19 protein-coding genes are annotated in these 18,959 nt (G+C 61.5%); 9 read left to right on the top strand and 10 right to left on the bottom strand.

All coding sequences use genetic code 11. The annotated features are described in order from the left end of the window. Positions 1–35: 35 nt before the first annotated feature. Together V6093_RS10575 and V6093_RS10570 are read right to left on the bottom strand one after the other, a co-directional pair. Entirely contained in the window at positions 36–1,418 is a 1,383-nt protein-coding gene (locus tag V6093_RS10575) for an amino acid permease (RefSeq protein ID WP_265978553.1), read from the bottom strand. A gap of 312 nt (positions 1,419–1,730) precedes the next feature. Continuing rightward, on the bottom strand, positions 1,731–2,258 hold the full coding sequence (locus V6093_RS10570; RefSeq protein WP_003254492.1) for a hypothetical protein: 528 nt from the start codon (positions 2,256–2,258) through the stop codon (positions 1,731–1,733). A 215-nt stretch (positions 2,259–2,473) separates the two neighbouring features. On the opposite strand from V6093_RS10570, the gene V6093_RS10565 reads away from it, so the two are divergent. Beyond that, the gene (locus tag V6093_RS10565; RefSeq protein WP_014861695.1) at positions 2,474–3,472 is read left to right on the top strand and encodes a diguanylate cyclase; all 999 of its coding nucleotides are present in this window, start codon (positions 2,474–2,476) and stop codon (positions 3,470–3,472) included. Between the two features lie 272 nt (positions 3,473–3,744). Here V6093_RS10565 and lpdA read toward each other — a convergent pair whose 3' ends face one another. From lpdA to V6093_RS10545, 4 genes are read right to left on the bottom strand one after another with little or no spacing between them, the layout of a single operon-like run. After that, positions 3,745–5,124: a dihydrolipoyl dehydrogenase gene (gene lpdA, locus V6093_RS10560; RefSeq protein WP_144000356.1), complete on the bottom strand. Its 1,380-nt coding sequence runs from the start codon at positions 5,122–5,124 to the stop codon at positions 3,745–3,747. 2 nt (positions 5,125–5,126) lie between these two features. Further along, positions 5,127–6,398 carry a dihydrolipoamide acetyltransferase family protein gene (locus V6093_RS10555; RefSeq protein ID WP_010955112.1) on the bottom strand — a complete coding sequence of 424 codons (1,272 nt, stop codon included), beginning with the start codon at positions 6,396–6,398 and terminating at the stop codon, positions 5,127–5,129. Continuing rightward, complete coding sequence (locus V6093_RS10550; protein ID WP_003254487.1) at positions 6,399–7,457, bottom strand: alpha-ketoacid dehydrogenase subunit beta; 1,059 nt, start codon at positions 7,455–7,457, stop codon at positions 6,399–6,401. A gap of 1 nt (position 7,458) precedes the next feature. Continuing rightward, positions 7,459–8,691, bottom strand: coding sequence for a 3-methyl-2-oxobutanoate dehydrogenase (2-methylpropanoyl-transferring) subunit alpha (locus V6093_RS10545; protein WP_003254486.1), 1,233 nt, complete (start codon positions 8,689–8,691; stop codon positions 7,459–7,461). A 198-nt stretch (positions 8,692–8,889) separates the two neighbouring features. On the opposite strand from V6093_RS10545, the gene bkdR reads away from it, so the two are divergent. The 3 genes from bkdR to V6093_RS10530 all read left to right on the top strand — a co-directional run bounded on the left by bkdR (position 8,890) and on the right by V6093_RS10530 (position 12,337). Continuing rightward, on the top strand, positions 8,890–9,375 hold the full coding sequence (gene bkdR / locus V6093_RS10540; RefSeq protein ID WP_003254485.1) for a Bkd operon transcriptional regulator BkdR: 486 nt from the start codon (positions 8,890–8,892) through the stop codon (positions 9,373–9,375). Between the two features lie 253 nt (positions 9,376–9,628). After that, the gene (locus V6093_RS10535) at positions 9,629–10,870 is read left to right on the top strand and encodes a glutamine synthetase family protein (RefSeq protein ID WP_173881374.1); all 1,242 of its coding nucleotides are present in this window, start codon (positions 9,629–9,631) and stop codon (positions 10,868–10,870) included. Between the two features lie 132 nt (positions 10,871–11,002). Continuing rightward, a complete protein-coding gene (locus V6093_RS10530) occupies positions 11,003–12,337 on the top strand; it encodes an MFS transporter (protein ID WP_047604198.1) in 1,335 nt (444 codons plus the stop codon). A gap of 93 nt (positions 12,338–12,430) precedes the next feature. On the opposite strand, the gene V6093_RS10525 is transcribed toward V6093_RS10530, so the two are convergent. From V6093_RS10525 to flgA, 4 genes are all read right to left on the bottom strand, one after another. Next, on the bottom strand, positions 12,431–13,174 hold the full coding sequence (locus V6093_RS10525) for a flagellar brake protein (RefSeq protein WP_012051591.1): 744 nt from the start codon (positions 13,172–13,174) through the stop codon (positions 12,431–12,433). A gap of 79 nt (positions 13,175–13,253) precedes the next feature. Continuing rightward, positions 13,254–13,721: a flagella synthesis protein FlgN gene (locus V6093_RS10520; RefSeq protein ID WP_012051592.1), complete on the bottom strand. Its 468-nt coding sequence runs from the start codon at positions 13,719–13,721 to the stop codon at positions 13,254–13,256. Positions 13,722–13,770: 49 nt separating this feature from the next. Next, positions 13,771–14,085, bottom strand: a complete 315-nt coding sequence (gene flgM, locus V6093_RS10515) for a flagellar biosynthesis anti-sigma factor FlgM (protein ID WP_003254479.1) — start codon at positions 14,083–14,085, stop codon at positions 13,771–13,773. 164 nt (positions 14,086–14,249) lie between these two features. Beyond that, on the bottom strand, positions 14,250–15,002 hold the full coding sequence (flgA, locus tag V6093_RS10510; RefSeq protein WP_003254477.1) for a flagellar basal body P-ring formation chaperone FlgA: 753 nt from the start codon (positions 15,000–15,002) through the stop codon (positions 14,250–14,252). A gap of 77 nt (positions 15,003–15,079) precedes the next feature. Here flgA and V6093_RS10505 point away from each other — a divergent pair, with 77 nt between their 5' ends. The 5 genes from V6093_RS10505 to flgD all read left to right on the top strand — a co-directional run bounded on the left by V6093_RS10505 (position 15,080) and on the right by flgD (position 18,937). Then, on the top strand, positions 15,080–16,009 hold the full coding sequence (locus V6093_RS10505) for a chemotaxis protein CheV (RefSeq protein WP_003254476.1): 930 nt from the start codon (positions 15,080–15,082) through the stop codon (positions 16,007–16,009). A gap of 51 nt (positions 16,010–16,060) precedes the next feature. Next, complete coding sequence (cheR, locus tag V6093_RS10500) at positions 16,061–16,888, top strand: protein-glutamate O-methyltransferase CheR (RefSeq protein ID WP_004575768.1); 828 nt, start codon at positions 16,061–16,063, stop codon at positions 16,886–16,888. A gap of 472 nt (positions 16,889–17,360) precedes the next feature. Beyond that, on the top strand, positions 17,361–17,771 hold the full coding sequence (flgB, locus tag V6093_RS10495) for a flagellar basal body rod protein FlgB (protein ID WP_012051595.1): 411 nt from the start codon (positions 17,361–17,363) through the stop codon (positions 17,769–17,771). 2 nt (positions 17,772–17,773) lie between these two features. Beyond that, positions 17,774–18,217 carry a flagellar basal body rod protein FlgC gene (gene flgC, locus V6093_RS10490; protein WP_012051596.1) on the top strand — a complete coding sequence of 148 codons (444 nt, stop codon included), beginning with the start codon at positions 17,774–17,776 and terminating at the stop codon, positions 18,215–18,217. A 15-nt stretch (positions 18,218–18,232) separates the two neighbouring features. Continuing rightward, positions 18,233–18,937 (top strand): flagellar hook assembly protein FlgD, encoded by a 705-nt coding sequence (gene flgD / locus V6093_RS10485; RefSeq protein WP_012051597.1) that lies wholly within the window; start codon positions 18,233–18,235, stop codon positions 18,935–18,937. Positions 18,938–18,959: the final 22 nt, after the last annotated feature.

Below are 18,959 nucleotides of genomic sequence, written 5' to 3'. Positions count from 1 at the left end.
CTGCTGTTGACAGCACCTGCGCTTGGCCAGCGCTGTCATGCATCACGTTCGTGGGCTAACGCCGCGCTTGGGGCCAGCCGCTGACGCATCAGGAAGTACCCCGCCACCACCAGCAGTACCGTCAGCACCGTGAACCAGAATTGGAAACGCGATGCCGGGTCGAACGCCTGGGTGCCGATGACTGCCAGCAAGGCGAACAGCGCAATGATATTGGTGTAGGGGAACAGCCAGGCACGGAAGGCGTTTGGGGCGACCGCTTCGTGGCGGGTTTTCCTGCGCATGGCCACGTGGGCGATGATGATGAAGATCCATACGACCATGACCAGGCTGCCGGTACTCTTGGCCAAGGTCATGAACAGGTCGCCGCCACTGACAAAGTGCACGGTCAGGATCATCGTGCAGATCGACAGGCTCAGCAGCAGTGCATTGATCGGTACGCCCTTGGCACTGGTGCGTGAGAACAGCTTGGGCGCGTGACCGCGCTGGCTCAGCGAGAACAGCATGCGCGAGTTGGAGAACATGAACGAGTTCATCACCGACATGAACGAGACGAACAGCACCAGTTTCATGGCCACTGCAGCACCACCGAACCCGGCCAGGCTGAACAGCGAAACATAGGGCGAGGCCAGGTTGGCCTTGTCGGTCCAGGGCAGGCAAAGGATCAGGATCGACACAGAGCCTACGTAGAACAGCATCACCCGCAGGATCACGCTCTTGATCGCACGGATCACGTTCTGTCGCGGGTTCTCTGACTCACCCGCGGCCACAGCGGCAATTTCGCTGCCGCCCAGGGAGAAAATCACCACGATAACGCCGGCCATCACCGGTGACAGGCCGTTGGGCATGAAGCCGTCATGGGCGGTGAGGTTGATCAGGCCGGGGGCGGGAATCTCACTGTGCAGGCCGAGCAGGATCGAGACGCCCAGCAGCATGAAGATGAGGATGGTGGCGACCTTCATCGCGGCCAGCCAATACTCGACTTCGGCAAACGAACGCACCGAGTAGGCGTTGCTGGCCATGAGTGTCACCAGCATCAGGAAGGCACCTGCCCAGATCGGTAGCCAGGGCAGGAAGTCATGCAGGATGGCGCCCAGCAGTACCGCTTCCAGGGTGATGGTCATCATCGACTTGAACCAGTACAGCCAGCCGACCGCAAACCCTGCCCAGTCACCGAGGTAGGTGTTGGCGTAGGTCGAGAACGACCCTGCATCCGGGTTGCTGCAGGCCATTTCGCCCAGCATGAACATGACCAGGGTGACCACCAGGCCACCAATGAAATACGACAGTATGGCCGCGGGCCCTGCCGATGCGATCAGTGAGCCCGAGCCCATGAACAGCCCTGCACCGATCACCCCACCCAGCGCGATCATGGTGATATGCCGCTGCTTGAGGCTTTGCTTCAAACCGTGTGATTGCATTTCCTTGTCCTCTCTTATTTTAGGAGGGATCCGACATCGTCCCCCTACGCAGGCATCGTCATGCGCCTGCGTCCACGCGTGGCAAATAGCTACCAGCCTGCCACCCTGGACAATAAGGCCAAGGACCTCAAACGAATTCTCTGCACAACATCCTGCCGATTTTTCCTGAGACCGGTGATGGCCCCGTTAGCGTTGCAGTTGACGAAGCCATGCACCACCTGAACATCGACGCCACTGCACGCCTTCAAACCGCTCAGGCTGGGGCGCCTTGGACGAACCGCGGCGCTCTCCTTACCGGCCGCTGGCATTCCCTCACACCGGGCTTGCCGCTTGTTGCTCTTCATCCACGCCGCCGTCCACCTTGGCGACCTGCTCTTGCGCTTTCTCCTCGATCTTGCGCTTGATGTCTTCTTTCATGCGCTGTGCGATCAACTCGTCGACCTTTGCTTTCATTTCGGGCGGCAGGGCGTCGTACTCTTCTTCGGTCAAGCCTATTTCACGCAGCAGTTTTTCCTTGATCATCTCGCCGGGCGACTTGGACATGAAGTCGTGAAATTCCTGCCGGGCAGTCTTGGACGGCAGGGGTTCTCCGATGACCGGCTCGGTGGTCGCAGAACTCAGGTTTTGCAGCATCACCTTGAATTTGGCAAAGGCTTCTGCACGAGCATCCTCTGCGTTTTGCTGAGCGGTGCTGCCTCCATTCTGCTGTTGGCTCGCCGTGTTGGCGGTGGATATTGGCGTGCGGACCGGTGCAATCTGGGCCACTGCCTGCTCATCGCTGGTGGACCGAGGCTGATGGAGCGTGGGCTGCCAGCTGACGCCGTTAGGGGCGATTATCATGTTTCCTCCTTGGAAATCTCGTTGGCAGGTACCAAGCGCAAAAGCCATGCCAGCGCTGTGCCGGTCGAAATCAGGGCGTTGGCACTATTTCGGTTGCACGCGGGTGGGCATATGCTTGCCCGTGATAGGCATCATCTTGCCGCTCGCGGCAATCAACACCACTGTCGGCAGCCCCTTGATCGGAGCGCAGTTGCTGGGCATCAGGGAGAGCGTCCATGAGTCAAGACACCAGGCCGGTACCTGCCGGCTTCAGTGAACAGCAGTTGCACACCTTGTTCGATTTGATCAGCGATGGCATCTGGGACTGGAATGCCAATACCGGCTACGTTTATCGCAACCCGGGTTGGTACAACATGCTGGGTTATGCCAGCCACTCCATGGCCAACTCGGTATTTACCTGGGAAAGCGTGATCCATCCCGAAGACTACCCCCGGGTAATGGCCCATTTCGAGGCCTATATCAATCAGCGCAACGAGCGCTACCGCATTGAATACCGTTGCCGTTGTCAGGACGGCAGCTACATCTGGATCGAAGACAGCGGCTACGTCATCGCGCATAACGAGGACGGTTCCGTGGCACGCATGCTGGGTGCGCATCGCAATATCGACGCTGGCAAGCGCTTGGTGACGCAACTGGAACAGAAGAACCAGTCGCTGGAATTTCAGGTGGCCGAACGCACCCGTGAGTTGTCCTGGGTGAACCAGCAGTTGCAGCGGCAACTGGACGAAAACCGTGAATTGGCCGAACGCGATGCGTTGACCCGTGTTGCCAACCGTTACCGGCTGGAGAGCGCGTTGCAGCGGGAGTGCCAGCGCGCCCAGCGCTTCCGCCAGCCGTTGTCGCTGATTGCCATGGACATGGATGATTTCAAACCGATCAATGACCGCTACGGTCACGCCCGTGGCGATGCGGCGCTGGTCCGGGTGGCCGAAAGCCTGCGCACCTGCTTGCGCGAACTGGACCTGCTGGCGCGCTGGGGCGGCGACGAGTTCGTCATCGTGCTGCCGCAGACCGCATTGGGGGAGGCGCTGGATGTGGCGGCGCGCTTGCGCCAGGTGCTGGAGCAGGTGGAGCCGGTGGGTGATTGCCGGCTGACCATGAGCTATGGCGTGGTGCAATGGCTGGAAGGGGAGGACCAGCACGCGCTGCTGGCGCGTGCCGACAAGGCACTCTACAGGGCCAAGGGGACAGGCAAGAACGCAATTGCCGAGTAGCTAGTGTGGTGTTTCACAAATAACGACCATAATTCGCGGCGCTTTTTGCGCTCATGCGGCGTTGTCGCTCCTCGCCGTAGCTGGGCTACGACTCGTCGCGACGCCTTGCCTGAGCGCAAAAATCGCTCGCGAGTTATTGGCCGTATTTGCAAAACACCACACTAGCCCCTCAAAGAGCGCGCTGTTTTCTGGAGGCTTGGATGACCTGAATGAAAAAAGACCCGCAGCGCCTCTCGGCGCAGCGGGCCAAATCGGCCTCGGCCGCTTCAGTGTCAGATATGCAAGGCGTGGCCCAACGCGCGCAGGGCGGCTTCTTGCACCGCTTCACCCAACGTAGGGTGGGCATGAATGGTGCCGGCCACATCTTCCAGGCGCGCGCCCATCTCCAGCGATTGGGCAAACGCGGTGGACAGCTCGGAAACCGCCACGCCAACCGCCTGCCAGCCCAGGATCAAGTGGTTGTCGCGCCGCGCCACCACGCGCACAAAACCGCTTTTCGATTCCAGGCTCATGGCCCGGCCATTGGCGGCAAACGGGAACTGCGCGACGATGCAGTCCAGGCCCTGCTGGCTGGCTTGTTCCGGGGTCTTGCCGACCACCACCACTTCCGGGTCGGTAAAGCACACGGCGGCAATCGCTGCCGGCTCGAAGCGTCGGGCCTTGCCGGCGATGATTTCGGCGACCATCTCGCCTTGGGCCATGGCCCGGTGCGCCAGCATCGGTTCGCCAGCGACGTCGCCGATGGCCCAGACGTTGTGCATGCTGGTATGACAGCGCTCGTCGATGGCAATGGCGGCGCCGTTCATCTTCAGGTCCAGGCATTCCAGGTTGAAGCCCTTGGTGCGTGGCCGGCGGCCAACGGCCACCAGCACCTGGTCGGCCTCCAGGCGCAGTTGCCCACCCTTGCCGTCGCTGGCCAGCAGGCAGCCATTTTCGTAGCCCTCGACGCTGTGGCCCAGGTGCAACGCGATGCCCAGTTTCTTCAGCGACTCGGCCACCGGGGCGGTCAATTCGCTGTCGTAGGTCGGCAGGATGCGCTCACGTGCTTCCACCACACTCACCTGTGCACCCAGCTTGCGATAGGCAATGCCCAGCTCCAGGCCGATATAGCCACCGCCAACCACTACCAGGTGTTGCGGCAGGGCTTTCGGCGCCAGAGCTTCGGTCGAGGAAATCACCGGGCCACCCAGCGGCAGCATCGGCAGTTCGACACTGCTGGAACCGGTCGCCAGCAACAGATGCTCGCACTGGATACGCTGGCCATCGACCTCGACCTGCTTGCCGTCCAGTACCTTGGCCCAGCCATGCACTACTTTCACCCCGTGCTTTTTCAGCAGGGCGGCAACACCGGTGGTCAGACGGTCGACAATGCCGTCCTTCCAGGTGACGCTTTGGCCGATGTCCAGGCGCGGCGAAGCCACGCTGATGCCCAGCGGCGAGGGTTCGGTAAAGCGCGAGGCCTGGTGAAACTGCTCGGCCACGTGGATCAGCGCCTTGGACGGGATGCAGCCGATGTTCAGGCAGGTGCCGCCCAGTGCCTGGCCTTCCACCAGTACGGTAGGAATGCCCAGTTGCCCGGCGCGGATGGCTGCTACATAGCCGCCAGGGCCGCCGCCGATGATCAACAGGGTAGTCTGGATAATCTGTTGCATGCTCACTCCACGAACAGGCAGGCGGGTTGTTCGAGCAGGCCACGCACGGCCTGGATGAACAGGGCGGCGTCCATGCCATCGACCACGCGATGGTCGAACGAGCTGGACAGGTTCATCATCTTGCGCACGACGATCTGGCCATCGATCACCACTGGCCGTTCGACCATGCGGTTGACCCCGACGATTGCCACTTCCGGGGTGTTGACCACCGGCGTGCTGACGATGCCACCCAAGGCGCCGAGGCTGGTCAGGGTGATGGTCGAACCGGACAGCTCCTCGCGGCTGGCCTTGTTATTACGTGCAGCGTTGGCCAGGCGCGAAATCTCGCCGGCATTGGCCCACAGGCTGCCCGCTTCGGCGTGGCGCAACACGGGTACCATCAGGCCGTTGTCACCTTGGGTGGCAATGCCCACATGCACAGCGCCATGGCGGGTGATGATCTGCGCTTCGTCGTCGTAGGTCGCGTTGATCTGCGGGAAGTCACGCAGCGCCACGACGAGGGCGCGCACCAGGAATGGCAGCAAGGTCAGCTTGCCGCGGCTGTCGCCGTGCTTGCTGTTGAGTTGCTGGCGCAGGGCTTCCAGGGCGGTGACGTCGATTTCCTCGACATAACTGAAGTGCGCGACCCGGCGTTTGGCGTCCTGCATACGCTGGGCGATCTTGCGGCGCAGGCCGATCACCGGCACCTGTTCACTGTCAGTGCGCTTGGCATAACCATCAGGTGCTTGCCCGGCATTGCTTTGCGGCTTGCTCATGAAGGCGTCGAGGTCTTCGTGCAGAATGCGCCCGGCCGGGCCGCTACCATGCACATAACGCAGTTCGATACCGGCGTCCAGGGCGCGTTTGCGCACGGCCGGCGAGGCCAGCGGCTTGTCGCCCGGCTGGCGCGGCACGATGGGCGCAGCTTCGTGGTTGGCGGGCGCCTGGTACACGGCGGGTTTTACGTCTTTCTGCGGTTCCGGCTTGGCTGCAATCGGGGCGGCCGGGGCCTCTACCGGTTTTGGCTGAGGCACGTCCACATGGTTGCCGCTGCCTTCCACTTCGATGCGGATCAGTTCGCTACCGACCGCCATCACTTCCCCGGGCTGGCCACCCAGGGCCAACACCTTGCCGCTGACCGGCGAGGGGATTTCCACAGTGGCCTTGTCGGTCATGACGTCGGCCACCACCTGGTCCTCGGCGATGATGTCGCCGACCTTGACGAACCATTCCACCAACTCGACCTGCGCGATGCCTTCGCCAATGTCCGGCATCTTGATGACGTGCGTGCCCATTCAGACCTCCATGACCTTTTTCAGTGCCGCACCTACCCGCGAAGGGCCGGGGAAGTAAGCCCATTCCTGTGCGTGAGGGTAGGGGGTGTCCCAGCCGGTGACGCGCTCGATCGGCGCCTCCAGGTGGTGGAAGCAGTGCTCCTGCACCAGCGCCACCAGCTCGGCACCGAAGCCGCAGGTGCGGGTGGCCTCGTGCACCACCACGCAACGGCCGGTCTTTTTCACCGACTCGACGATGGTGTCCAGGTCCAGCGGCCACAGGCTGCGCAGGTCGATCACTTCGGCATCGACGCCGCTTTCTTCGGCGGCCACCTGGGCCACGTACACCGTGGTGCCGTAGGTCAGCACGGTCACGTCATTGCCAGGGCGGGTAATGGCGGCCTTGTCTAGCGGTACGGTGTAATAGCCGTCGGGCACGGCGCTATGCGGGTGCTTCGACCATGGGGTTACAGGGCGGTCGTGGTGGCCATCGAACGGGCCGTTGTATAGGCGTTTGGGCTCCAGGAAAATTACCGGGTCGTCGCATTCGATCGAGGCAATCAGCAGGCCTTTGGCGTCATAAGGGTTGGACGGCATCACGGTGCGCAGGCCGCAGACCTGGGTGAACATCGCTTCCGGGCTCTGGCTGTGAGTCTGGCCGCCATAGATGCCGCCGCCGCAAGGCATGCGCAGGGTCAGCGGGGCAATGAACTCGCCGGCCGACCGGTAACGCAGGCGGGCCAGCTCGGAGACGATCTGGTCGGAGGCCGGGTAGAAGTAGTCGGCGAACTGGATCTCCACCACCGGGCGCAGGCCATAGGCACCCATGCCCACGGCGGTACCGACGATGCCGCTCTCGGAGATGGGCGCGTCGAACACGCGCGATTTGCCGTACTTGTTCTGCAGGCCTTCGGTGCAGCGGAACACGCCGCCGAAGTAACCGACGTCCTGGCCGTACACCACCACATTGTCGTCGCGCTCAAGCATGACATCCATGGCCGAGCGCAGGGCCTGGATCATGGTCATGGTAGTGGTGGCCATGGCGGTTTCCGGGTTGATGCTGTTGTTGTGGTCGTTCATCTCAAACCCCCAGTTCCTGGCGTTGACGGCGCAGGTGTTCGGGCATCTCCTTGTACACATCCTCGAACATCGAGGCGGCGCTCGGGATGTGCCCGTTAGCCAGGGTGCCGTACTGCTCGGCTTCTTTCTGTGCGGCAATCACCGCAGCTTCGAGCTCGGCCGTGACGGCCTGGTGTTCTTCTTCGGACCAGTGGCCGATCTTGATCAGGTGCTGCTTCAGGCGGGCGATCGGGTCACCCAGCGGGAAGTGGCTCCAGTCATCGGCAGGGCGGTACTTGGAGGGGTCGTCCGACGTCGAGTGCGGGCCGGCACGGTAGGTGACCCACTCGATCAGGCTTGGGCCCAGGCCGCGGCGGGCGCGCTCGGCAGCCCAGCGCGAGGCGGCGTACACGGCGACGAAGTCGTTGCCGTCAACCCGCAGCGAAGCAATACCGCAACCCACGCCACGGCCGGCAAAGGTGGTCGACTCGCCACCGGCGATGGCCTGGAAGGTGGAAATGGCCCACTGGTTGTTGACCACGTTGAGGATGACCGGGGCGCGGTATACGTGGGCAAAGGTGAGGGCGGTGTGGAAGTCTGACTCGGCAGTAGCGCCGTCACCGATCCACGCCGAGGCGATCTTGGTATCGCCCTTGATCGCCGATGCCATGGCCCAGCCGACCGCCTGCACGAACTGGGTCGCCAGGTTGCCGCTGATGGTGAAGAAGCCGGCTTCGCGCACCGAGTACATGATCGGCAACTGGCGGCCCTTGAGGGGGTCGCGCTCGTTGGACAGCAGTTGGCAGATCATCTCGACCAGCGACACGTCGCGGGCCATCAGGATGCTTTGCTGGCGGTAGGTCGGGAAGCACATGTCGGTGCGGTTCAGCGCCAGCGCCTGGCCGCTGCCGATGGCTTCTTCGCCCAGGCTTTGCATGTAGAAGGACATCTTCTTCTGGCGCTGGGCAACCACCATGCGGCTGTCGAAGATCCTCGTCTTGAGCATGGCGCGCATGCCTTGACGAAGGATCTGCGGGTCAATGTCTTCGGCCCAGGGGCCTTGCGCGTCGCCTTGCTCGTCGAGCACGCGGACCAGGCTGTAGGACAGGTCGGCAGTGTCGGCAGCATCGACATCGATCGCGGGTTTACGGGCTTGACCTGCATCGTTGAGGCGCAGGTAGGAAAAATCGGTCTGGCAGCCTGGCCGGCCGGTGGGCTCGGGCACATGCAAACGCAGGGGGGCGTACTCGTTCATGCTTTTTACGCTCGCTCGGGTATTTGTTTTTGTGAGCTCTGAAGCGGCCGCCGCTGAGTACCGGCTTGTGACTGGTAAGTCAGCGTCACCTACATCTTAGTGGCCCGGCAGGAGAATTTTTCTCTCAAGTTGATTGCCTTTGCTGAGCGGGGCAGATAAACATTCCGCATAAACACAAAAAACCGGTGATTTTGTCTTATGCGCAAACTCGATCGTACTGATATCGGCATTCTCAACAGCCTGCAAGAGAACGCCCGCATCACCAATGCCGAGCTGGCACGCTCGGTGAACCTGTCGCCCACGCCTTGTTTCAACCGGGTGCGGGCCATGGAAGAGCTGGGGGTGATCCGCCAGCAGGTGACCTTGCTGTCGCCTGAGGTGCTGGGGCTGGATGTGAATGTGTTTATCCATGTCAGCCTGGAAAAACAGGTGGAGCAGTCGTTGCATCGGTTTGAAGAAGAGATCGCCGAGCGGCCCGAGGTGATGGAGTGCTACCTGATGACCGGGGACCCGGATTACCTGTTGCGGGTGCTGCTGCCGAGCATCCAGGCGCTGGAGCGGTTTCTCGATTACCTGACGCGCTTGCCGGGGGTGGCCAATATTCGTTCGAGTTTTGCCCTGAAGCAGGTGCGCTACAAGACGGCGTTGCCGTTGCCGGCCAATGGCATGACCTTGCGGGAGTAGGGGGCTGTGCCGGCCTCTTCGCGGGTGAACCCGCTCCTACACGGGGCGCACCCACCTGTAGGCGCGGGGTCACCCGCGAAGAGGCCGACACAGGCACCTATATAGGCTGCTTGATATTTTAAACACCCGCAGCCTATGTTGTTGTCAGCCTACAACAACAAGGACAAGCGTCATGAGCACCGCTCAGCTCCAGGGCATCGATGAAATCGAATGCGTCACCCCCGACCTCAACGGCGTCCCGCGCGGCAAGGTGATGACCGCCGACGGCTTCCTCGAAGGCCGTCGCCTGCAGATGGCCCGGGGTGTGCTGCTGCAGTGCATCATGGGTGGCTACCCAGCGGCGAAGTTCTACGGCAGTGATGACGGCGACCTGGCACTGGTGGCCGAACCCAGTCAGGTCCACCGCCTGCCCTGGAGCAACGACGGCCGTGCCTTGGCCATCTGCGATGCCAACGAGCTGGATGGCCGGCCCTCGGCACTGTCCACCCGGGGCCAGCTAAAAGCCGTGATAGCCCGCTATGCGGCACTGGGCTTGGCGCCGGTAGTGGCAACCGAGCTGGAGTTCTTCGTCTTTGCCCCCAACACAGACCCGCAGCAACCGTTCCTGCCGCCTGTAGGCAGCGATGGCCGCCGCGAGCTGGGCCATTCGGCGTTCAGTGTCAGTTCCAACAACGGCCTGCGCCCGTTCTTCAAGGAGGTGTACCACTGCATGGCCGCGCTCGGCCTGCCACGTGACACCTTCATGCACGAAATGGGTGTCAGCCAGTTCGAGATCAACCTGCTGCACGGCGACCCGCTGCTGTTGGCCGACCAGACCTTCCTGTTCAAGCACCTGCTCAAGGAAGTGGCGCTCAAGCACGGGCTGACCGTAGTCTGTATGGCCAAGCCGCTGGCGCGTACGCCCGGCAGTTCCATGCACATTCACCAGAGCCTGGTCGAGGCCGGCAGCGGGCGTAACGTGTTCAGTGACGAGCAGGGCCTGCCGACAGACACCTTCCACCACTTCATCGGTGGGTTACAGGCGTGCATGGCCGACTTCACCGCCCTGTTCGCGCCCAACGTCAATTCCTACCAGCGCCTGTGCCACCCCTATGCCTCGCCGAACAATGCGTGCTGGTCCGAGGACAATCGCGCTGCTGGCTTGCGCATTCCGGCCAGTGCACCGGTCGCCCGACGGGTGGAGAACCGCCTGCCTGGCGCCGATGCCAACCCGTACCTGGCCATTGCTGCCAGCCTGGCCGCCGGGCTGCATGGCATCGAGCAGCGCTTGCAACCATCGCCAGCCATCCAGGGCGAATTCGAAGTGCCCGAGCACCTGAGCCTGCCGTGCACGCTGCACGCGGCCCTTGAAAGGCTCAAGCGCAGCGCGCTGGCGCGGGAACTGTTCGGCAGCGAGTTCATCGAAGGCTACATTGCCAGCAAGACGCTTGAGCTGAGCGATTTCTTCGACGAGATCACGCCGTGGGAGCGCCGGGTCCTGGCGGCACAGGCCTGAGCGCGACACAACCTGCACCGGGCACGCCCCCGCAATGCCAAATAGCTGTCGGGGGGCCTGCGCCAGGCGGTTTTTGCCTTTATGCTGCTAGCACCCAAAACTGCCACCTGACCAGGGAGCTCCACGGGACGTATGCGAAATGTATGGAAGCCGTTTCAGTCGTTGTATTTCGCCGCGCTGATGATGTTGATCGGCTCGGGCCTGCTCAGCACCTACCTGGCCCTGCGCCTGGCTGCCGACCACGTCGACAGCCTGTGGGTGGGTGCGTTGATGGCGGCCAACTACTTTGGTCTGGCGGTTGGCGGCAAGGTTGGCCACCGGCTGATCGGACGGGTAGGGCACATACGCGCCTATGCCACCTGTGCCGGTATCGTCGGCGCTGCGGTGCTCGGTCATGGCCTGACCAGCTGGCTGCCGGCCTGGGTCGGGCTGCGCATGATCGTCGGCCTGGGGATGATGTGCCAATACATGGTCATCGAGAGCTGGCTCAATGAGCAGGCCGATGTGAAACACCGGGGCGCGGTGTTCAGCGGCTACATGATTGCCTCGTACCTGGGGCTGGTGCTTGGCCAGTTGATTCTGGTGGTGCACCCGCAGCTCGGCCCTGAGCTGCTGATGCTGGTGGCGATGTGCTTTGCCCTGTGCCTGGTGCCCGTGGCGATGACCCGGCGTATTCACCCGGCGCCCTTGCGCCCGGCACCGATGGAGCCGAAGTTTTTCATCAAGCGCGTGCCGCAGTCGCTCAGTACGGTTTTGGGCTCGGGGCTGATTGTCGGCTCGTTCTACGGTCTGGCGCCTTTATATGCGTCAAGCCAGGGGATGAGTACCGAGCAGATCGGTCTGTTCATGGGTAGCTGCATTTTTGCCGGCCTGCTGGTGCAGTGGCCGCTGGGCTGGTTGTCTGACCGTTATGACCGGGCGGTGCTGATTCGGAGTGTGGCAGTGGGGCTGGCGCTGGCTGCTGCGCCATTGGCAATACTGCCCAGTGTGCCGCTGGAGTTGCTGTTCGGTATCGGCTTCCTGATCTCGCTGCTGCAGTTCTGCCTGTACCCGCTGGCGGTTGCCTTTTCCAATGACCACGTGGAAAGCGAGCGCCGGGTATCGCTGACGGCGATGCTGTTGGTGACCTACGGTGTGGGTGCATGCGTCGGCCCGCTGGCGGCAGGCGTTCTGATGAAAGTGCTGGGCGCGCAGATGCTGTATGCCTTCTTCGTGTTCTTTGCCCTGGTGCTGGTCTGGCGCATTCGGCCGAAAGCGGTTACCGGCCTGCATCAGGTGCAGGACGCACCGCTGGGCCACGTGGCGATGCCGGCGGCCGGTTCGCCATTGTCGGCGGCGCTGGACCCGCGAGTGGATGAGCAGACGGTGCAGGACGTGATGCAGGCGCCGGTGGCGGCTGAAGACACCGAGGATGAAGAGAAGGGCGCGCAGCAACAGGCGCCTGAAGAGGTCAGCAAGTCGGTGTAGGAGCGGGTTTACCCGCGAAGAGGCCAGCCCAGCAGAAACACAAATGAAAACGCCACCTCAGCAGGTGGCGTTTTCTGTTTTACCGACCGACGATCAATAATCGTCCTTGTCGAACCGCCGCGCCTCACGCTGCAGCTGGTACACGAAACTCTCGATCTTGCGTTGAGCCTGCCCGCTCAGGTTGTGGAAGCGCACGCCGGCAAAGGTGGTGTTGATGCGCTCTTCATAGTGCAGATGACGCAGCTCGACCATGGTGTCCACCAGGCCCAGTGGGTTGCCTGCCTTGAAACGCTCATACACCTGGCCCAGTTGCAAGCGGTCTTCGACATTGCCTTCAAAGCGCAGTTTGCAGCCTGTGGCCGAGATATCCAGCAGCTTGCCTCGCATGGCGCCGTTGCCCTTGAGGTGAGCGCCGTCGAGGATGATATCGACCAGTTGCGATAGCTTCAGTGCGGCGCGGAAGGCGTTGCGGCGCTGGTGATAGGTCATCTCTTGCGGCAGGGCGCCGCTGTAGCAACGGTGGCCGTCGACTTCGCTGATTTTCAGTGCGTGATCGCATTCCCAGGCGATGCGTACACCATCGTGGAAGCCTTCGACACGGAAGTGCTCGCCGTTCTCGATGAATTTCTCGCCGTCACGGGGGATCATCTCATCCAGTGCCAGGGTGTTGCTTTCGCGGTCCACGTGCACCACATAGCTCTGGAAGCGCTGGCTGCGGTCATGGAAGGTGATGATCAGGGGGTCGTGGCTTTCCTGCAGCTGCCGCAAGTTGGCCGCAATCTCCAAGGGGGTGCTCAACACCTTGGGTGGTTGCGGGGCATCGGATTCATTGAACACAGCTTATCGTTCTCCAGGCAAAAGCGACACACGCAAGTAACGGCATTTTGCCACTATGTTCTGTGCCTTGATAGAAAAATCACACTTGGCTGAGCGCGCGCGGCTTGGCCAGAGGCGAGGTGCTGCCACGGCTGTCGTAGAGCGAAGGCGAGTCGCCGCCCATGAGGATCCGGATCTGGTTGTTGGTGACGTGTTGCTGCACCTGGATGATCCGGCCATTGGTTTCGTTAAGCTGTTGGCAGGCTTGCATCAACTGGCTGATCACGTCCAGTTGTTGCAGGATCAATTCACCGTTAGGCGATTGGGCCGCCACAGCCTCCACGCCGGCGCGATCTGCGCTCAGGCCAAGGCTGGTGAGCAGGTTGTTGCGCCGCAGGCCTTGCTGCTCCAGTAACACGATCAAAGACTGCTTGCGGGCCAGGATATTTTCCAGTGGCGCCATATCGCGGCCATGCAGGGCTACAGACTCCTTCTGCAGAAGGTCGAGCAGTTCCTGCATCGGGGCAATGTCATCTTCGATTAGTTGCAGCAAGGTGGTGTCGTGCATGGCTAACTCTTGGCTTTTCTGGCGTCCGTGAAGTCAGCGCGCCGTACGGTCAGCGCTGGGCTTCGAAATCGAGCAGTTTGCTGGCGACCCGGCCGGCATCGACCTGGTAGCTGCCGTCGGCGATTGCCTGCTTCAACTGGGCCACACGGGCGCTGTTGACCACGGGCTCGTCGCGCAGCTTGTCGCTGATCTTCTGCAACTGCTGTGCCTCCTGGCTGAGGTGTACCGCCTCTCCGCTGGCGCTGGTGTCTTTCACCGCTTCCTGGCTGGCTGCCGGTTTTTCGGCGCTGCCGGACGCGGTGTTGCCGCGCACGCCGCCCGTGACGGACGGAGAGTTATTCAAACGACTGAAGTCGATGACCATGATCAGAAACCTCTGGGTATTTGGACGCTTGCCTTGTTTTCGGCCAACCCGATATAAACTTTAGGCACAAATGCATTGCCGCCTGTCGGCAAGCCCGCGAACCCGTGTTCTGACACAGTTTAGGAAAAGCGGTTCCTCACTGCCAGCGCAATCTGGTGGCTGGCCTACATACTGACCTCGACTTGGCCCGGGCCGGTCACCCTGGCCTTGACCACGCGTTTTGAATTGAGGTTGCGTACCCGGATCTGCTCGCTCAGGCCGCCCTTGCTCAGGGCTTCGCCCGGCATGCGCACACTCAGGCTGCCACTGCGGGCAATGATCACCACCTGGTCACCCTTGCGCACCACCTCGGCCTGTTCCAGGTGTTGCGGGGTGAGCACCTGGTCGATCACCGTGGGGCGCAGCATCTTCATGCCCACCGCCTGGTCCAGCTCGGTCAGAAAGCCCTGGCCCAGGGTGCCGACATCGCGCTCGCGCAGGGCCACGTCACCTTCGCCGACCGTGTTGTCGCGCTTGAGCGGGCGGGTCACCACCACCACGTCGCGGAAAAGTCGCACGGTGGCCGGCACAAATACCGTCCACGGTGCTGCGCCGTTGCAACGTACCCGTACCGTCACCCGGCCCAGCGGCTGGGCCGGGCTTTCCAGTGAGGCGTCCAGCTGCTGACTGCACAACGGCATGCGCAGGCGTGGGTCCAGCGGGTTGACCTGGATTTCATAGCGGCCGGCGGTCTGGGTAGTGGACAGATAATCTTCAACGGTGAATTCAAGAAACCCTTGGGTGACACCGATAAGCTGTTCAGGCAAGGTGAACGCGTTCGCCACCGTGCGAACGCCGGGCATCAGCAGGCACAGCGTGGCCAGCGGGCCAGTCAGCAGGCGTGTCAATCGTCGGGAAAATGTCGTTTTCGTGTGCATGACACTCAAAAAAGCAAAGCCCGTGCCGACTCGCTACCTGAGTTGCAACGAAAGGCTGAAACGTTAAGGAGTCTGGCATGGCGGGTGTTATGGATTCGGTCAACCAGCGCACGCAGCTGGTGGGGCAGAATCGCCTGGAATTGCTGCTGTTCCGCCTCAATGGCGAACAGCTTTACGGCATCAATGTGTTCAAGGTCAGGGAAGTACTGCAATGCCCTGCGCTGACCCTGCTGCCCAAGGCGCACCCTGTGGTGCGTGGCGTTGCCAATATTCGTGGGTCGACCATCCCGATCCTCGACTTGTCGATGGCCACCGGGTTGCGACCGCTGCAGGAAGACACACGCAACAGCTTCGTGATCATCACCGAGTACAACACCAAGACCCAAGGCTTCCTGGTGCATTCGGTGGAGCGCATCGTCAACATGAACTGGGAAGAGATCCATCCGCCACCCAAGGGTACTGGCCGTGATCACTACCTCACCGCGGTCACCCGGGTGGACAACCGCATGGTCGAGATCATCGACGTGGAGAAGGTGCTGGCCGAAGTGTCGCCGTCGTCCGAGTCGGTATCGGCCGGTGTGATCGATGCCGAAGTGCAGGACAAGGCGGTGTTGATGCGGGTGCTGACCGTCGACGACTCGTCAGTGGCGCGCAAGCAGGTCAGCCGTTGCTTGCAGACCGTTGGGGTCGAGGTGGTGGCGCTCAATGATGGCCGTCAGGCGCTGAACTACCTGCGTCAGCTGGTGGATGAGGGCAAAAAGCCGGAAGAAGAGTTCCTGATGATGATCTCGGACATTGAAATGCCGGAAATGGACGGATATACGCTAACCGCGGAGATTCGCAGCGATCCGCGCATGCAAAAATTGCACATCTGCCTGCATACTTCGCTTTCCGGGGTGTTCAACCAGGCAATGGTCAAGAAGGTCGGCGCCGATGACTTCCTGGCCAAGTTCAAGCCGGACGACCTGGCCCAACGGGTGGTCGACCGGATCAAGGCAGCGCATTGAAGCAGCCGGGGGCATGCCCCCGGCACCAGTGATTGAAAAGAGGCGGCAGTAGTGTCTACGGGTAATTTGGATTTCGAACAGTTCCGGGTCTTCCTGGAGAAAGCCTGTGGCATCCTGCTGGGCGAGAATAAGCAGTATCTGGTTTCCAGCCGTCTCAACAAGCTGATGGAACAACAGGGCATCAAGAGCCTGGGTGAGCTGGTGCAGCGCATTCAGGCCCAGCCGCGCGGCGGTTTGCGCGAGCAGGTGGTCGATGCCATGACCACCAACGAGACCCTGTGGTTTCGCGACACCTACCCCTTTGAGGTGTTGAAGAACAAGGTGATCCCCGAGTTCATCCGCAACAACCCCGGCCAGCGCCTGCGCATGTGGTCGGCGGCCTGTTCGTCGGGGCAGGAGCCGTATTCCATCTCGATGGCGATCGACGAGTTCGAGCGCAGCAACCTCGGCCAGTTGAAGATGGGGGCGCAGATCGTCGCCACCGACCTCTCCGGCACCATGCTGACCAACTGCAAGACCGGCGAATACGATAGCCTGGCGATTGCCCGCGGCCTGTCCCAGGAGCGCCTGCAGCGCTACTTCGACCCCAAAGGGCCGGGGCGTTGGGCGGTCAAGCCAGCGATTCGCAGCCGTGTCGAATTCCGCTCGTTCAACCTGCTCGACAGCTATGCCAGTCTGGGCAAGTTCGACATCGTGTTCTGCCGCAATGTGCTGATCTATTTCTCGGCGCAGGTGAAGAAGGACATCCTGCTGCGCATTCACAGTACCCTCAAGCCAGGTGGCTACCTGTTCCTCGGCGCCTCGGAAGCGCTGAACGGCTTGCCGGACCATTACCAGATGGTGCAGTGCAGCCCGGGGATCATCTACCAGGCCAAGTAAGCACGAAGGCCGGTATCGAGAGATGCCGGTCTTTTTGTTTGCCTATCCGCTGTTCCTGCCGAGCTCCCCGTAGGCGCGGGTTTACCCGCGAAGAGGTCGGCCCTGCTGGCCAATCTCCACCCGCCGTTCACCGTTGCTGCCGCTACCGTATTCGCGGGTAAACCCGCTCCTACGACGGATCGGGGGTGGACATAGGTCGGTGGTTGGGCACAGGCCGCGTGTAGGAGCGGGTTTACCCGCGAAGAGGCCCGCACAGGAAAACACTGACGTCAATTTTTTGTTTTGCCGCTTTTGCCGCCCATCAATTGCCGCTTTTGTCACCTCAGGCGGAAGGCCTTTGCCGCTTTTCTGGCATCAACCTGACAGTACTGCGCCGCAATCCTCCCTAAACACGGGCTTTTCAGTGGTTGGCACAGCCCTTGCTATACCTTGCTCAACGAAATTCCGGTCAACCTCTGAAGGTTTCCCCGACATGAGCATCAGTTTCGACAAGGCGCTTGGTATCCACGAAAAGGCCCTGGGCTTCCGCGCTCAGCGCGCCGAGGTGTTGGCCAACAATATCGCCAACGCCGACACGCCCAATTACAAGGCGCGTGACATGGACTTTTCTTCGGTGCTCGCCGCCGAGACCAGCAAGCAGCAAGGCGGCCGCTTCGCCATGGACCGTACCAACAGCCGGCACATCGAAGCCGAAGGCCTCGCCATCGCGGCTGACGATACCCTCAAGTACCGTACACCGCTGCAGCCGTCGATCGACCAGAACACCGTGGACGCGCAGATCGAGCAATCGAACTACACCGAAAACGCGATTGGCTTCCAGGCAAGCTTCACCTTGCTCAACAGTAAATTCAAAGGGCTGGTTTCCGCCCTGCGGGGAGAATGACCATGTCCCTTTCCAGTGTCTTCAACATTGCCGGTAGCGGCATGAGCGCACAGAACACGCGTCTGAACACCGTGGCGTCCAACATCGCCAACGCCGAGACCGTGTCTTCGAGCATCGACCAGACGTACCGCGCCCGTCACCCGGTGTTCGCCACCACTTTCCAGAATGCACAGGCCGGCAGCAGCCAGTCGCTGTTCGAAGACCAGGGCGAGGCAGGGCAGGGCGTGCAGGTAAAAGGCATCGTCGAAGACCAGAGCACGCTGGAAGCACGCTACGAGCCGAACCACCCGGCGGCGAACAAGGACGGCTACGTCTACTACCCGAACGTCAATGTGGTCGAGGAGATGGCTGACATGATCTCCGCCAGTCGCGCGTTTCAGACCAACGCCGAACTGATGAATACGGCCAAGAGCATGATGCAGAAAGTGCTGACCCTGGGGCAGTGATAAGGAATTCAGACCATGGCAATCGATACTAACGGTGTAAACCTCAATGACGTGCTGTCGGCGTCGGGCGTGGGCACCAGCACCAAAAAGACCACGGACACTGCATCCAAGACCGGCAACGATTCGCTTGGCAAAGATGCCTTTCTGCAGCTGCTGGTCACCCAGATGCAACACCAGAACCCGCTGGACCCGCAGGATAACAGCGAGTTCGTTGCCCAGTTGGCGCAGTTCAGCAGCCTGGAAGGTATTACCTCGCTGAACGATTCGGTCAGCTCCATCACCAGTGCAATGGCCTCGTCCCAGGCGCTTCAAGCGTCGTCGCTGGTAGGGCGCTCGGTGGTGGTTCAGAACGACAAGGCTGTGGTTGATACCGCTGAAAGCTTCAATGCCCAGTTCGTTGTGCCTCAGGCAATCAGTGAAGCGAAGATCACTATCAAGGACAAGGATGGCAACACGGTCAAGACCATCGAGTTGGGTGAGCAGAAAGCCGGTTACGCCGACTTCATCTGGGACGGTACCAACAACAGTGGCGAGAAAGTCGACCCGGGCACTTACACCTTCACCGCTAGCACCACAGTCGATGGCGAGGCGGTGCAAATGAGCACGCTGTTGCCGGCCAAGGTAACCAGCGTCAGCTTCAGTGCCTCAGGAGAAATGGTGCTCAACCTTGCCGGTGTAGGCAAGGTCTCCCTCTCCGACGTGCAAACCATCGGTATCTAAGGCCCGCTAGCGCGGCAAAAGG

Source organism: Pseudomonas putida group bacterium ESBL64 (assembly GCF_045277175.1).
GTDB classification, from domain to species: Bacteria; Pseudomonadota; Gammaproteobacteria; order Pseudomonadales; family Pseudomonadaceae; genus Aquipseudomonas; species Aquipseudomonas alloputida.
The sequence above is the reverse complement of the archived record's forward strand: the minus strand, read 5'-3'. Positions and strand labels throughout refer to the sequence as shown.

Coding starts and splice junctions, on each gene's coding strand:
- V6093_RS10575 (WP_265978553.1), bottom strand. CDS start 1,418: ATGCAATCACACGGTTTGAAGCAAAGCCTCAAGCAGCGGCATATCACC.
- V6093_RS10570 (WP_003254492.1), bottom strand. CDS start 2,258: ATGATAATCGCCCCTAACGGCGTCAGCTGGCAGCCCACGCTCCATCAG.
- V6093_RS10565 (WP_014861695.1), top strand. CDS start 2,474: ATGAGTCAAGACACCAGGCCGGTACCTGCCGGCTTCAGTGAACAGCAG.
- lpdA (WP_144000356.1), bottom strand. CDS start 5,124: ATGCAACAGATTATCCAGACTACCCTGTTGATCATCGGCGGCGGCCCT.
- V6093_RS10555 (WP_010955112.1), bottom strand. CDS start 6,398: ATGGGCACGCACGTCATCAAGATGCCGGACATTGGCGAAGGCATCGCG.
- V6093_RS10550 (WP_003254487.1), bottom strand. CDS start 7,457: ATGAACGACCACAACAACAGCATCAACCCGGAAACCGCCATGGCCACC.
- V6093_RS10545 (WP_003254486.1), bottom strand. CDS start 8,691: ATGAACGAGTACGCCCCCCTGCGTTTGCATGTGCCCGAGCCCACCGGC.
- bkdR (WP_003254485.1), top strand. CDS start 8,890: ATGCGCAAACTCGATCGTACTGATATCGGCATTCTCAACAGCCTGCAA.
- V6093_RS10535 (WP_173881374.1), top strand. CDS start 9,629: ATGACCGCCGACGGCTTCCTCGAAGGCCGTCGCCTGCAGATGGCCCGG.
- V6093_RS10530 (WP_047604198.1), top strand. CDS start 11,003: ATGCGAAATGTATGGAAGCCGTTTCAGTCGTTGTATTTCGCCGCGCTG.
- V6093_RS10520 (WP_012051592.1), bottom strand. CDS start 13,721: ATGCACGACACCACCTTGCTGCAACTAATCGAAGATGACATTGCCCCG.
- flgM (WP_003254479.1), bottom strand. CDS start 14,085: ATGGTCATCGACTTCAGTCGTTTGAATAACTCTCCGTCCGTCACGGGC.
- flgA (WP_003254477.1), bottom strand. CDS start 15,002: ATGCACACGAAAACGACATTTTCCCGACGATTGACACGCCTGCTGACT.
- V6093_RS10505 (WP_003254476.1), top strand. CDS start 15,080: ATGGCGGGTGTTATGGATTCGGTCAACCAGCGCACGCAGCTGGTGGGG.
- flgB (WP_012051595.1), top strand. CDS start 17,361: ATGAGCATCAGTTTCGACAAGGCGCTTGGTATCCACGAAAAGGCCCTG.
- flgC (WP_012051596.1), top strand. CDS start 17,774: ATGTCCCTTTCCAGTGTCTTCAACATTGCCGGTAGCGGCATGAGCGCA.
- flgD (WP_012051597.1), top strand. CDS start 18,233: ATGGCAATCGATACTAACGGTGTAAACCTCAATGACGTGCTGTCGGCG.